Origin of the sequence: Corynebacterium mycetoides (genome assembly GCF_900103625.1) — a bacterium.
Taxonomy (GTDB): Bacteria; Actinomycetota; Actinomycetes; order Mycobacteriales; family Mycobacteriaceae; genus Corynebacterium; species Corynebacterium mycetoides.
The window spans coordinates 2,004,858-2,017,466 of record NZ_LT629700.1 but is presented as its reverse complement, the minus strand read 5'-3'; the positions used below and the strand labels follow the sequence as shown (position 1 = coordinate 2,017,466).

12 protein-coding genes are annotated in these 12,609 nt (G+C 67.9%); 4 read left to right on the top strand and 8 right to left on the bottom strand.

Features of this window, described 5'->3' with window-relative positions; genetic code table 11:
• The first annotated feature begins 52 nt into the window (after positions 1–52).
• Entirely contained in the window at positions 53–1,150 is a 1,098-nt protein-coding gene (locus BLS40_RS09780) for an oxidoreductase (protein ID WP_092151684.1), read from the top strand.
• Here BLS40_RS09780 and BLS40_RS09775 read toward each other — a convergent pair.
• Entirely contained in the window at positions 1,147–2,370 is a 1,224-nt protein-coding gene (locus BLS40_RS09775; RefSeq protein WP_092151682.1) for an ATP-binding protein, read from the bottom strand. The genes BLS40_RS09780 and BLS40_RS09775 overlap by 4 nt on opposite strands.
• 111 nt (positions 2,371–2,481) lie before the next feature.
• Between BLS40_RS09775 and BLS40_RS09770 the strand changes: the two genes are divergently transcribed.
• A complete protein-coding gene (locus BLS40_RS09770; protein WP_092151680.1) occupies positions 2,482–3,546 on the top strand; it encodes a PspC domain-containing protein in 1,065 nt (354 codons plus the stop codon).
• A gap of 86 nt (positions 3,547–3,632) precedes the next feature.
• Here the strand turns inward: BLS40_RS09770 and guaA are convergent, their stop codons facing one another.
• The 3 genes from guaA to guaB are packed head-to-tail and all read right to left on the bottom strand — an operon-like array spanning position 3,633 to position 7,957.
• Entirely contained in the window at positions 3,633–5,189 is a 1,557-nt protein-coding gene (guaA, locus tag BLS40_RS09765; protein ID WP_172808025.1) for a glutamine-hydrolyzing GMP synthase, read from the bottom strand.
• A gap of 47 nt (positions 5,190–5,236) precedes the next feature.
• Entirely contained in the window at positions 5,237–6,403 is a 1,167-nt protein-coding gene (locus BLS40_RS09760; RefSeq protein WP_092151678.1) for a GuaB3 family IMP dehydrogenase-related protein, read from the bottom strand.
• Between the two features lie 30 nt (positions 6,404–6,433).
• The gene (guaB, locus tag BLS40_RS09755) at positions 6,434–7,957 is read right to left on the bottom strand and encodes an IMP dehydrogenase (RefSeq protein ID WP_092151676.1); all 1,524 of its coding nucleotides are present in this window, start codon (positions 7,955–7,957) and stop codon (positions 6,434–6,436) included.
• Positions 7,958–8,088: 131 nt separating this feature from the next.
• On the opposite strand from guaB, the gene BLS40_RS09750 reads away from it, so the two are divergent.
• Positions 8,089–8,469, top strand: a complete 381-nt coding sequence (locus tag BLS40_RS09750) for a DUF5319 domain-containing protein (protein WP_172808024.1) — start codon at positions 8,089–8,091, stop codon at positions 8,467–8,469.
• Here BLS40_RS09750 and BLS40_RS09745 read toward each other — a convergent pair.
• Positions 8,466–9,305 carry a hypothetical protein gene (locus BLS40_RS09745; RefSeq protein WP_092151674.1) on the bottom strand — a complete coding sequence of 280 codons (840 nt, stop codon included), beginning with the start codon at positions 9,303–9,305 and terminating at the stop codon, positions 8,466–8,468. The genes BLS40_RS09750 and BLS40_RS09745 overlap by 4 nt on opposite strands.
• A complete protein-coding gene (gene shbA, locus BLS40_RS09740; protein WP_092151672.1) occupies positions 9,289–9,873 on the bottom strand; it encodes an RNA polymerase sigma factor ShbA in 585 nt (194 codons plus the stop codon). The genes BLS40_RS09745 and shbA overlap by 17 nt, the downstream gene beginning before the upstream one ends.
• 323 nt (positions 9,874–10,196) lie before the next feature.
• Between shbA and BLS40_RS09735 the strand changes: the two genes are divergently transcribed.
• Positions 10,197–10,514 (top strand): WhiB family transcriptional regulator, encoded by a 318-nt coding sequence (locus BLS40_RS09735; RefSeq protein ID WP_092151670.1) that lies wholly within the window; start codon positions 10,197–10,199, stop codon positions 10,512–10,514.
• 70 nt (positions 10,515–10,584) lie between these two features.
• On the opposite strand, the gene groL is transcribed toward BLS40_RS09735, so the two are convergent.
• Together groL and groES are read right to left on the bottom strand one after the other, a co-directional pair.
• The gene (gene groL, locus BLS40_RS09730; RefSeq protein WP_092151668.1) at positions 10,585–12,201 is read right to left on the bottom strand and encodes a chaperonin GroEL; all 1,617 of its coding nucleotides are present in this window, start codon (positions 12,199–12,201) and stop codon (positions 10,585–10,587) included.
• A 22-nt stretch (positions 12,202–12,223) separates the two neighbouring features.
• Positions 12,224–12,523: a co-chaperone GroES gene (groES, locus tag BLS40_RS09725; RefSeq protein ID WP_092151666.1), complete on the bottom strand. Its 300-nt coding sequence runs from the start codon at positions 12,521–12,523 to the stop codon at positions 12,224–12,226.
• Positions 12,524–12,609 lie beyond the last annotated feature (86 nt).

Genomic DNA, 12,609 nt, shown 5'->3' with positions numbered 1-12,609 from the left:
TTCGAATACCTCCCCGAACTTTTCGAAAAGAAGGACGTAAAAGAAGCACGTTATGACTGACAACACGACGAACACCGACATCCTCTGGCAGCCCATCGAGGCAGGGGCGTTGAAGCTGAAAAACAGGGTGATGCAGGCGCCGATGGGCAGGCTGCGCGCCAACCCGGACGGCACCCCCACCCCGCGGATGGTCACCTACTTCTCCGAGCGCGCCAGCGTCGGGCTGCTCGTCACCGACGGCACCTCGCCCTCTCAGGCGGGCCGCGCCCAGTTCCTCCAGCCCGGCATCTTTAGCGACGACCACGTCCCCGCCTGGCGCGAGGTCACCGACGCCGTCCACGACAACGGCGGCCTCATCGTCAACCAGCACATGCACGCCGGGTGGAACACCCACTCCGCCATCACCGGGAAGCCGGTTGAGGCGCCGAGCGCCGTGGCCCACGACGGCTACACCTACGACGCCCAGGGCAACCACATCGATTTCGAGACGCCCCAGGCCGCGACCGCTGAGCACCTCGACACAATCCGGGAGGAGTTCGTCCTCGCCGCTCGCCGCGCGATGAACGCCGGGTTCGACGGCGTGGAGCTGCACGGCGCCAACGGCTACCTGCTGCACACCTTCCTGGGCAAGAACTCCAACGTGCGCGACGACGAATGGGGCGGCACCCCGCGCAAGCGCGCCGCTTTCCCCATCTCGGTGATGCGCGCAGTCGCCGACGAGATCGGCGCCGACCGCCTCGCCATCCGCATCAGCCCGGGTGTGAGCATCCAGGGTGTCGGCGAATCCGACACCGCCCACGCCTTGGAGACGTACGGCGAGCTCGTCCAGGCAATCCAAGAGCTGGGCCTGGCCTACATCTCCCTCGAGCAGCCCGACCTGTCCGGCGAGATCGCCCAGCTCGTGCGCAACACGTACAAGGGAACCATCTTCGGCAACGCCACCATCCTGGAATCCCGAACCACCACCCGGGAAGACGCCGTGGAGATGGTGGAGAAGGGCTGGGTCGACGGCCCCGCCGTGGCGCGCCCGATGCTGGCCAACCCCGACCTGGTCACCCGGTGGAGGACAGGGGCCGAGGAAAACACTCCGAACCCCGCCACCTTCTACACCGGCGGCGACACCGGCTACATCGACTACCCCACTCTCTAGAGCGGTAAGCCCAGCTCGACTTCAGTGCCCTCGCCCGGCGTCGAGCGAATCACCGCACGGCCCCCCGCGCGCTCCATTCGCCCGATGATGGAGTCGCGCACGCCGTGGCGGTCCGCCGGCACGGCGTCCGCGTCGAAGCCGGAGCCGCGGTCGCGCACGAACACGCCGATCTCCCCGGCGACGTTCTCCGCGTACACATCGATGCTTCCCACCCCGGCGTGCTTGGCGGAGTTGAGCATCGCCTCGCGCGCCGCCAGCACGACCGGCTCGGTGGCGCCGGTGAACGCGACGTCTTCGCCCACCGACACCGGGCGGATGACCACGGAAAACAGGTCCTCGACCTCGCCGGCCGCCTTGTTCAGCGCGGCGAAGACGGTGGAGGTGGAGCGCTCCTCGGCCTTGACGTCGGCGTCGAAAAGCCAGGCCCGCAACTCGCGTTCCTGGCCCCGCGCGAGGCGCGCGACCTCCTCGGCATCATCCGCGCGCTTCTGAATCAGCGCGAGTGTCTGCAGCACGGAGTCGTGCAGCCGGGAGGCGATCTCGGCGCGGTGGTTGGCCACCGCCGTGGCCTGGCGCTCCTGCATCAGCGAAGACGCGAGCCGCACGATCAGGGGGATCACCAGCAGCGAGATGCCGAACATTGTGGCCACGACGGCCACCACCACGCCCGCCGTGCCCGCGGTCTCGCCCAGCAGCGCGATCGCGAGGACCCCGCCCATCACCAGCGTGATGCCCAGCCCCAGCGCGACGACGTTGCTTGCCGACGACAGCCCCCTGTCGTAGGCCTGCCACACCACGACCGCACCGACCGCGACAACGCCCACGACGAAAGAGAACGCGCCGCCGACCCCGCTAACCAGCGCGATCGACACCACCGCGCCGGCGATCCCGACGCCCGCGAGAATGACGTACGCCGCCTGCGGCCACTCGCCTTGCTTTCCGACGCCCCCCTGACGCGCCCCGTTTTCCAGCTTCTCCAGCTTCTCCAGCTTCTCCAGCTTCTCCAGCGGAGTAAACACCCACATCATGGCGTACAGGATCAGGCCGAACCCGCTGGCGAAGCAGGCCAGGGTGAAAAACACGCGCACCCACGTCACATCCAACCCCAGGTGCGCCGCCAGCCCAGACGCGGCGCCGGCGACAACGCGCCCGCGGCGGTGGCGCTCGAAGCGCGGGTAGAGCTGCCCCGCTGCGGCTGTGTATGAGGTGGTAGTCGGCATGTCCCCGATTGTCGCACGGACAGCGGGCGTTGAAATCAGGGAAGACCCTGAACCACGAAATCAGGGCTGATCCCGATAGTCATTTCCGCCCGAAGCCGAGATGATTTAAGCATGGACACCAACCAGAGCATCGAGACCACCATCAAAGACATGTGGCACACCCGCCCCACGCGCATCCCCAAAAGCCAGGGCGGCAGCGCCATGGTCGCCGGCGTGTGCGAGGGCATCGGCGCCCGCTACCAAATCGACCCCGTCATCGTCCGCCTCGCCTTCGTCGGCCTCACCCTCGCCTTCGGTGGCGGAATCTTCGCGTACCTGCTCATGTGGATGAACATGCCCCGCTACGGCATGTCCACCTCCCCCTGGCGCGCGATCAACACCCCCAAGGCCCAGCTCGACCCCCAGGAACGCCGAGACCGCAACACCGGCTGGTGGCTGCTCGTCGGCCTGGTCGTGTTCTTCCCCTCGCTGTCGGCGGGCGCCGGCGGGTTCGTCGCGGCGTCCTTCATCACCCTCGCCCTCGCCGCGGCCGCGCTGTACCTGCTCCACCGCTCCCACCCCATCCCGCCGGCGGAACTGAGCGCCTCCGCCGCGGACACGGGGATCCGGGTGGACACCAGCCACCTCAGCGCGCCCGCGGGCTACCCGCACCCGGACGTGGGGCAAACGACCCCTCCGAGCTGGGACCCGCTAGGCGCCGCCCCCGAGCTCTGGCACCTGCCTGACCTGGAGGAAGAGACCGTCCCGCCGCCGCAGGAGAAGAAGCGCGGCGGGGTGTGGGGCTGGCTCATCGCACTAGGCGTCGCCGGGCTGATCGCGCTGGCCGCGATGGCGGCCACCGTCGGGGGCCTGCACGCGGGGGCCCGGGTCGACGTGGGGTCCGAGCACGTCACGGTCACCGACGACCTGCGCGACATCTACGAGTCCGGCATCGGCGACACCACGATCGACCTCTCCCACCTCGCGCCCTTGGACGGCGACCGCCAGACGAGGATCCAGCACGACATCGGCACCGTCACCATCATCCCGCCGAAGGACACCCGCGTGGAGTTCACGTGCGACGAGGGCCTCGGCTCGAACAACTGCCCGCCCACGCTTAACGACGCCTCCGGCCGCGCCACCCTCTCCCTCGATATCGACCTGGGCATCGGGGAGATTGAAGTCGCTGCTCCATAACCGCCGCACTTACAGGGAAGACCTCAGCGCGAAAAAGGCCATTTTTCGGGGCCGATTTCGCGCTGAGGTCTTCCGCCGTTGTCTTTCTACTCCCACTCGATGGTCGCCGGGGGCTTCGACGTGATGTCGAGCACGACGCGGTTGACGTCGGAGACCTCGTTGGTGATGCGGGTCGAGATGGTCTCCAGCACGTCGTAGGGAATGCGGACCCAGTCGGCGGTCATCGCGTCCTCGGAGGCGACGGGGCGCAGCACGATGGGATGTCCGTAGGTGCGTCCGTCGCCCTGGACGCCGACGGAGCGGACGTCGGCAAGCAGCACGACCGGGCACTGCCAGATTTGGTTGTCCAGGCCCGCCCGGGTGAGCTCCTCGCGCGCGATCGCGTCGGCCTGGCGCAGCGTCTCGAGGCGCTGCTCCGTCACCTCGCCGATGATGCGGATGCCCAGGCCGGGGCCCGGGAACGGCTGGCGGTTGACGATGACCTCGGGCAACCCGAGCTCGCGGCCGACGGCGCGCACCTCGTCCTTGAACAGCAGGCTCAGCGGCTCGACGAGCTCGAACTCGACGTCATCCGGCAGGCCGCCGACGTTGTGGTGGCTCTTGATGTTGGCCGTGCCGGTGCCCCCGCCGGACTCGACGACGTCCGGGTACAACGTGCCCTGAACCAGGTAGTCGACGGTGTGGTCGGAGAGCACCGTACTCACAGCGCGCTCGAAGGAGCGGATGAACTCGGCGCCGATTGCCTTGCGCTTCGCCTCCGGCTCCGTCACTCCGGCGAGCTTGTCCAAAAACGCCTCGCGCTCGTCGACGGTGACCAGGTTCGCGCCCGTGGCCGCGACGAAGTCCTGCTCCACCTGCTCGCGCTCGCCCTGGCGCAGCAGGCCGTGGTCCACGAAGACGCAGGTCAGCCGGTCGCCGATCGCACGCTGCACCAGCGCGGCGGCGACGGCGGAGTCCACGCCGCCGGACAGGCCGCAGATGGCGCGGCCATCCTCGCCGATCTGCTCGCGGATCTGGTCGATGAGCTGCTCGGCGATGTTGGAGGCGGTCCAGTTCTGCTCCAGGCCCGCGATGTCGGTGAGGAAGCGCGTAAGCACCTGCTGGCCGTGCGGGGAGTGCATGACCTCCGGGTGGTACTGCACGCCTGCGAAACGCCTGGCCGGGTTCTCAAACGCGGCGACCGGCGCGCCGGGGGTCGACGCGGTGACTTCGAAACCCTCGGGGGCCTGCGTGACGGAGTCGCCGTGGCTCATCCACACCGGGTGCTCGGTGGGCAGCCCGCCGTGCAGCGCGCCCTCGCTGGTGAGCATCGTCGTGCGGCCGTACTCGCGGGCGCCGGTCTTTTCCACCTTTCCGCCGAGCGCCTGCGTCATCACCTGGAAGCCGTAGCAGATGCCGAAGATCGGCACATCGAGCTCGAAGATGTCCGGGTCGAGCTGCGGCGCGCCCTCCTCGTACACGGACGACGGTCCGCCGGAGAGCACGAGCGCGGCGGGCTGCTTCGCGCGCACCTCCGCGGCGGTGATGGTGGAGGGGACGACCTCCGAGTACACGCGCGCCTCGCGGACGCGGCGGGCGATGAGCTGCGCGTACTGCGCGCCGAAATCGACAACAAGTACTGGGCGTTGTTGGGGTGTAGTCACGCTCCAAATACTAACCCACCCCGCGACTAGGAAATACCCGGGGAGCGCTAGCGGGCCAGCGTAAGCCCCACCTTCTGGAATGACTTGGTGTCCGTGTACCCGCACTTGGCCATGATCCGGCGCAGCCCGCCCACGATGTTGGTCTCCCCGTAGGGCTCGGATGCGGGTCCGCCGAGTACTTGGCCGAGCGGGATGCGCTCCTCGCCGAGGCTTACGGGCTCGACCGAACCGCGCGGGTAGCGCGGGTGCGCCGACACCGACTCCCAGTAGGAGCCGTGCCCCGCGGCCTCCGTCGCCCGCGCGAGCAGGCGCCCCAGGATGACGGCGTCCGCGCCGCACGCGATGGCCGCCGCGACGTTGCCGCTGTTGTTGATCTCGCCGTCGGCAAGGATGTGCACGTAGCGCCCGCCGGTCTCGTCCAGGTATTCGCGCCGGGCGGCCGCGACGTCCGCGATTGCGGTCGCCATGGGCACGCCCACCCCCACCGACGCGTTGCCGGAGATGACACCGGAGCCGACGATGACGCCCGCCGCACCGGAGCGCATCAGGTGCATCGCCGTGGTGTAGTCGTAGACCCCGCCGGTGATGACGGGGACCTCGAGGGAGCCGATGAACTCCTTGAGGTCGAGCGGCTCGCCGCCGCGCTGGACGTGCTCCGCCGAGATGACGGCGCCCTGAATAAACAGGATCTCGGCGCCGGCCTTGATCACGACGGGCGCGAGCTCGCGCGCATTCTGCGGGGAGACGCGCACCGCGACGGTGACACCGGAATCGCGCACCTGGGCGATGCGCTCCGCGAGCAGGTCGTGGTCCAGCGGCGCGGCGTGCAGCTCCTGCAGCGCCGCGGTGGTGTCGCGGGTAGCGCGGATGAACTCCGCGACACTGGTGTTCATTTCGAAGATGTCGTCGGGCACGCCCGCGCCGACGACACGGGCGATCGCGTCGTCAAGCGACGCGTGGCGCGCCAGGATCCCCTCGGCGTTGAGCACGCCCAGGCCGCCCTGCTTGCCCATCTCGATGACGAACTCGGGGCTGGCGAGGGCGTCTGTCGGGTGGGAGACGAGCGGGACGTCGAAGGTGTAGGCGTCGATGTTCCAGCTGGTGTCCACATCAGCCGACGACCGCGTCCGGCGCGACGGCACCAACGAGATGTCGTTCAGCTGGTAGGCCTTGCGGGCCTCGCGGCCGATTCCGATCTCCACGTAGTCGCGCATGTGCGTTCGCTTTCTCCTGGGGTGGCGGGCTTAGCCGCGGTAGTTGGGGGCCTCGACGGTTTGGGTGATGTCGTGCGGGTGGGACTCGCGCAGGCCCGCGGCGGTGATCTGGACGAACTGCTTGGTCTGCAGCTCCTCGATGGACGACGACCCGGTGTAGCCCATCGCCGCGCGCAGGCCGCCGACGATCTGGTGGGTGATCGCGTCGAGCTCGCCGCGGTACGGCACGCGCCCTTCGATGCCCTCCGGCACCAGCTTGTCCTCGCTGGCCACATCCGCCTGGAAGTAGCGGTCCTTGGAGAAGGACCGCTTCTCCCCCGAGAGGCCGCGGCCCTGCATCGCGCCCATGGAGCCCATGCCGCGGTAGCGCTTGTACTGCTTGCCGCCGACGACGACGATGTCGCCCGGGGCCTCCTTCGTGCCCGCGAGCATCGAGCCGAGCATCACCGTAGACGCGCCGGCCGCGAGGGCCTTGGCGACGTCGCCGGAGTGCTGGATGCCGCCGTCGGCGATAACGGGGACCCCCGCCTTGTGCGCCGGGACGGACGCCTCGAGGATCGCGGTGATCTGCGGGGCACCCACGCCGGCGACGACGCGGGTGGTGCAGATGGAGCCCGGGCCGATGCCGACCTTGATGGCGTCTGCGCCGGCGTCGATCATCGCACTCGCGGCTCTGCGCGTGGCGAGGTTGCCGCCGATGACGTCGACGCGGTCGCCGAAGTCCTTCTTCACCCGCGCGACCATCTCGAGCACGCGGTTGTTGTGGGCGTGCGCGGAATCGACCACGAGCGCGTCCACTCCGGCCTCGACGAGCAGCCCAGCGCGGTCGTAGGAGTCGTCTCCGGTGCCGATGCCGGCGGCGACGAGCAGTCGGCCCTGGCTGTCCTTCGACGCGTTGGGGTACTGCTCGGACTTGACGAAGTCCTTGACCGTGATGAGCCCGGTGAGCTTGCCGTCGTCGTCCACGATCGGCAGCTTCTCCACCTTGTTGGCCGACAGCAGGGCGAGCGCCTCCTCCTTGGACACGCCGTCGCTGGCCACCACGAGCGGCATCGCCGTCATGACCTCGGAGACACGGCGATCAAAGTCTGCCTCGAAGCGCATGTCGCGGTTGGTGATGATGCCGACGAGCGTGCCCGCGTCGTCGACCACGGGCAGGCCCGAGATACGGAAGCGGGCGCACAGTGCGTCCACGTCGCGGATGGTCATTTCGGGGGAGGCGGTGACGGGATCGGTGATCATGCCGGACTCCGAGCGCTTCACAATGTCGACCTGCTCGGCCTGGTCCTGCGCGCTGAGGTTGCGGTGCAGGACGCCGATGCCGCCCTGGCGGGCCATGGCGATGGCCATGCGGGACTCCGTGACGGTGTCCATGGCCGCGGACGTGATCGGGATCCCGAGGCGGATGTTGCGGGTGAACTGGCTCGCGGTGCTCACCTCGGCGGGGACGATGTGCGACTCGGCGGGCAACAGCAGGACATCGTCAAAGGTCAGGCCGCGCAGGGCCACCTTGTTCGGGTCGTCCCCGCCTGTGAGTACTGACTCTGTGGCCATAATCCGCAACTCCCTTTCCACTTGAGGTAGAATCCCGTTCGTTTACGTTATGATATATCGAGCCGCCAATTGCCACATATGCGCAGGTCACAAGCCGGTGAATTGCCCCGGCTCGGGCTAGGGAATTAGAGTTGGCCACTGTGAACTACGACGATATGATGCCGCTCGACCCGTTCAAGGACGACCCGAACGATCCGGCGTCCTTTATCGAGGACGACGAAGCCGTCGAGCCACTGAGTGATTCGGAGCGCGTCGCCGTAATCCGCGACCTCGCCCAGGTCCGCGAGTTCAAGGACGTGCTGGGGCCGCGAGGCCTGCAGGGCATCTATTTCCAGTGCGAGGACTGCGAGGAAATGCACTACTACGACTGGGAGATCATGGAGCAGAACATGATCGCCAGCCTCAACGGCGAGCTGCCCCCGGTCCACGAACCGAGCGCGCAGCCCAATGTCGAGGCCTATGTGCCGTGGGACTACGCCCTGGGCTACCTCGACGGGCTCGACGCGCGCTAGCGTCCGGCGTTAGCGGTACCCGGCTCCGCCACCGCCTGGGGCGTGGCGGGCCGCGCACCGGCGACGGGTGAGGGCGCCTCGGGTTCCGGGGTGTCGGACGCCGCGGGCTGCGCGGGCGGCTGGGTTACCGTCACCGTCACAGTCTGGGTCTGTACCAGCGTCTGTGTCTGGGTCACCGCCGGGGCCGGTTCGGCGGGCTCGGGCGCCGCGTTCGACGGCTCGGGGGTCTCCTCCGCGGCCGGGCGCTGTTCCGTCTGCGTCACCGTCACCGTCACCGGTGTGGGCGCCGGTTCGGCGGGCATCCGCTCGTCGGTCTGCGCGCGCGGGGCGCCGAGAGCGTCGATAAGTGAACGAGCCTGGTTGAGCAGATCCCGGGTGCCGGCGACATCGCCCTTCTCGCTGGCAACCTCGAGCTCATCGAGCGTGCTCGCGAGCTCCACGACGGACGCCCGCTCACCGAACAACGCCGTGGACGGGCCCCACAACGGCGAATCGGGCGTCGCGTTGTACAGGGCGGCGCCGGTGCCGGCGAGGACGGCCGTCGCCGCGGCCGCGCCGATGAATCCGGACACCAGCGGGCCGGGCGCCCTGTGGCGCTTCTGGTCCTCACCCAGGTCGACCACACCGCCTTCCGCCTCACCGCCGTCGATGACGGGCGCGGGTGGCATCTGCCTTTCCACCTCGGAACGCATCTCGAGCAGCAACGCGGCGAGCGGGTCGGCGCCGTCGGACGGGTCGGTTCCCTCGGACAGCGCCGTAAGGAACACGTCGTCGTCGACAAGCGGCTGCAGGTGTGCCGTCACATCGCGCTTCGGCTCGTCAGAGCGACGCCTCATTGCTCTCACCTTCTTCAATGGCTTTCCTCAAAGTGGCCAGGGCGCGGTGTTGCGCAACACGCACAGCGCCTGCGGTTCCACCGACAGCAGCCGCCGTTTCCTCGGCGGACAGCCCGACGAACACCCGCAGGATGATGATGTCTCTAGCCTTGTCATTTAATACATCGAGTAACTTGTACACTCTGTTACTCCCGTCGTTGACTAAGGCGAAGTCCTCGGGCGTCCCCTCTGCCGACGCCCCATCCGGCACGTTCTCCGTCGGCGTGAGCCTGTCCCTGGCCATGCTGCGGTGCGCGTCGGCGACCTTGTTAAACGCGATGCCGTAGACGAAAGCCATAAACGGCGTGCCGCGGTCGACGAACTTGCTTACCGACGTCGCTACGGCCAGGCAAATCTCCTGCGCCACATCCTCCGCCGTCGGGGCCCGGCCCCCGCCGAGGCGCGCCCGGGCGTAGCGCAGGACCATCGGGTGGATGATCCTCACCACCTCCTGGAGAGCGCGACGGTCACCGCCGGCCGCGAGCGGAACGAGTTCCGCGAGCCGACTGTCCACGTCCGACGAAGCCACAGCTCCCCTTTCAGCGATTCGGGCCCAGGTTCTCAAAGTTGCGGTTCATCCTACGCTGGGGCCCAACCCCGCGCCCGCAGTGGTGCTCCTTTCGCCGGGTTTTACCCAGGCGCGCAAGAATTCACCGAGGTTTAACCTTAACCAAACTCCCAGCGTGTTGCCAATATTTTCGCGGCTATCTCCTCGTTTCTAGGTGGACGTTACCGCGCAGAAACCAAACGTTAACCATGTCGTACTTAACTGCTCCGTGGTGCACACACCGCTGGTTTAGATGGATCCCGCCGCATTTTCCGCGGCGCCACGCAGAAGGAGCCCAAACTTTTATGTCTCAACCTCAGCAACTTCCTGGACCGAACGCGGATTTCTGGGATTGGCAGCTCCACGGCGCATGCCGTGGCGAGGCCTCCGAGGTTTTCTACCATCCGGACGGTGAGCGCGGGCGCGCCCGCACCCAGCGCGAGAACCGCGCGAAGGCGATCTGCTACAACTGCCCGGTGCTCTCCCAGTGCCGCGACCACGCCTTGCGTGTCGCGGAGCCCTACGGCATCTGGGGCGGGATGAGCGAGTCCGAGCGCCAGGCCATCCTGCGCGGCGGCTCCTCCCGCGGCGGCATGAAGGTCGCCGCCGTCTCCGCGAAGTAGCTTCTCCGCCCAATGATTAAAGGCCCCGCCAAGCGGGGCCTTAACTCATGAGTGGGACTACGCCACTTACTTAGTGGTGGTGGCCGTGGTCCGCAGCCGAATCATCCGGCTCTGCCGGCTTGGTCACCACGGACGCCTCGGTGGTCAGGATCATACGCGCGACGGACGCGGCGTTGACCACTGCGGAGTGGGTCACCTTGACCGGGTCGATGATGCCTTGTTCGATGAGGTTGCCGTACTCCAGGGTGGCGGCGTTGAAGCCCTCCCCGTTGGACAGCTCGGCGACCTTGGACACGACGACGGCACCGTCGAGGCCGGCGTTGCTCGCGATCCAGTAGGCGGGCTTGGTCAGCGCCCGGGACACGGCGAGAACGCCGGTGCGCTGCTCTCCCTCGAACTGCTCGGCGTACGCCTCCAGCTCGTGGGAGATCTGCACCAGCGCCGAACCGCCGCCGGCGATGATGCCTTCCTCCACCGCCGCGCGGGCGGCGTTGATGGCGTCCTCGACGCGCAGCTTGCGCTCGTTGACCTCGGTCTCGGTGGCGGCGCCGACGCGGACGACGGCGACACCGCCGGACAGCTTGGCCAGGCGCTCCTCCATCTTTTCCTTGTCCCAGGTGGAGTCCGTCGCCTCGATGTCGCGGCGGATCTGGGCACGGCGCTCCTCGACGGCCTCGGCGGTACCGGCGCCGTCGACGATGACGGTGTCGTCCTTGGTCACCGTCACGCGGCGGGCGGAGCCGAGGTGGTCCAGGGTGGCGTCCTTCAAGGTCACGCCGACCTCCGGGTCGATCACAGTAGCGTTGGTGACCACAGCGAGGTCATCCATGAACGCGGCGCGGCGCTCGCCGAAGTACGGTGACTTCACGGCGACAACCTTGAGCGTCTTGCGGATGGTGTTGACAACCAGGGTCTGCAGCGGCTCGCCCTCGACGTCCTCTGCGATGATGAGCAGCGGCACGGACTCGGTGGCGATCTGCTCCAGCAGCGGGAGGAAGTCCGGCAGCGAGGAGATCTTGTTCCGCACGAGCAGCACGCGTGCCCCGTCCAGGACCGCCTGGCCGGCGTCCGGGTCCGTCATGAAGTAGGGCGAGAGGAAGCCCTTGTCAAAGGAGATGCCTTCGGTGAGATCCACGTAGGAGTCCATGGATTGGGACTCCTCAACGGTGACCACGCCGTCCTTGCCCACCTTGTCCATCGCGCCGGCGACCATCTCGCCGACCTCCGGGTCGCGCGAGGACACGGTGGCCACGTTGGCGATCTCGGCGCTGGACGAGACGGCGGTGGCGCGCTTCTTCAGCTCCTCGACGGCCTTCTCGGCGGCCGCCTTGATCCCCTTGTTCAGCTCCACCGGGTTCGCGCCGGCCGCGACGTTGCGCAGACCTTCGGACACGAGCGCCTGGGCGAGCAGGGTCGCGGTGGTGGTGCCGTCGCCGGCGATGTCGTTGGTCTTGACAGCGACCGACTTCACCAGCTGCGCGCCGAGGTTTTCGAAGGGGTCTTCTAGGTCGATGTCGCGCGCGATGGTCACGCCGTCGTTGGTCACTGCTGGGCCGCCGAAGGCCTTGGACAGCACCACGTTGCGGCCGCGCGGGCCGAGCGTGACCTTGACGGCGTCGGCGAGGATGTCCACGCCGCGCTGGATGCCCTCGCGGGCTTCCTGGTCAAATGCGATGAGTTTTGCCATTGGTGGCTAAGCCCCCGTTTCTTTACTTTTCGACGACTGCGAGCAGGTCGCGGGCGGACAGGAGCAGGTACTCCTCGCCGTTGTACTTCAGCTCGGTTCCGCCGTACTTGGAGAAGACAACGGTGTCGCCCTCCTGGACATCCACCGGTACGCGGTTGCCGGAGTCGTCGAGACGGCCCGGGCCCACGGCGATGACGACGGCTTCCTGCGGCTTTTCCGCAGCGGAGTCGGGGATGACCAGGCCGGAGGCGGTGGTGGTCTCCGCCTCAGCGATCTGAACCAGGACCTTGTCCTCGAGCGGCTTGATGTTGACGTTTGCCATGATCGATCAATGACCTTTCGTGATGGGAGTTACGTAAGTCGGTTTTCATCCAAGCGGCAGCCGTCGTCGCGGGTGAACAACTGTGC

Bases quoted from the DNA above. Each gene is read 5' to 3' on its own strand.
- BLS40_RS09780 (WP_092151684.1), top strand. From the start codon at position 53: ATGACTGACAACACGACGAACACCGACATCCTCTGGCAGCCCATCGAG.
- BLS40_RS09775 (WP_092151682.1), bottom strand. From the start codon at position 2,370: ATGCCGACTACCACCTCATACACAGCCGCAGCGGGGCAGCTCTACCCG.
- BLS40_RS09770 (WP_092151680.1), top strand. From the start codon at position 2,482: ATGGACACCAACCAGAGCATCGAGACCACCATCAAAGACATGTGGCAC.
- BLS40_RS09760 (WP_092151678.1), bottom strand. From the start codon at position 6,403: ATGCGCGACTACGTGGAGATCGGAATCGGCCGCGAGGCCCGCAAGGCC.
- guaB (WP_092151676.1), bottom strand. From the start codon at position 7,957: ATGGCCACAGAGTCAGTACTCACAGGCGGGGACGACCCGAACAAGGTG.
- BLS40_RS09745 (WP_092151674.1), bottom strand. From the start codon at position 9,305: ATGAGGCGTCGCTCTGACGAGCCGAAGCGCGATGTGACGGCACACCTG.
- BLS40_RS09735 (WP_092151670.1), top strand. From the start codon at position 10,197: ATGTCTCAACCTCAGCAACTTCCTGGACCGAACGCGGATTTCTGGGAT.
- groL (WP_092151668.1), bottom strand. From the start codon at position 12,201: ATGGCAAAACTCATCGCATTTGACCAGGAAGCCCGCGAGGGCATCCAG.
- groES (WP_092151666.1), bottom strand. From the start codon at position 12,523: ATGGCAAACGTCAACATCAAGCCGCTCGAGGACAAGGTCCTGGTTCAG.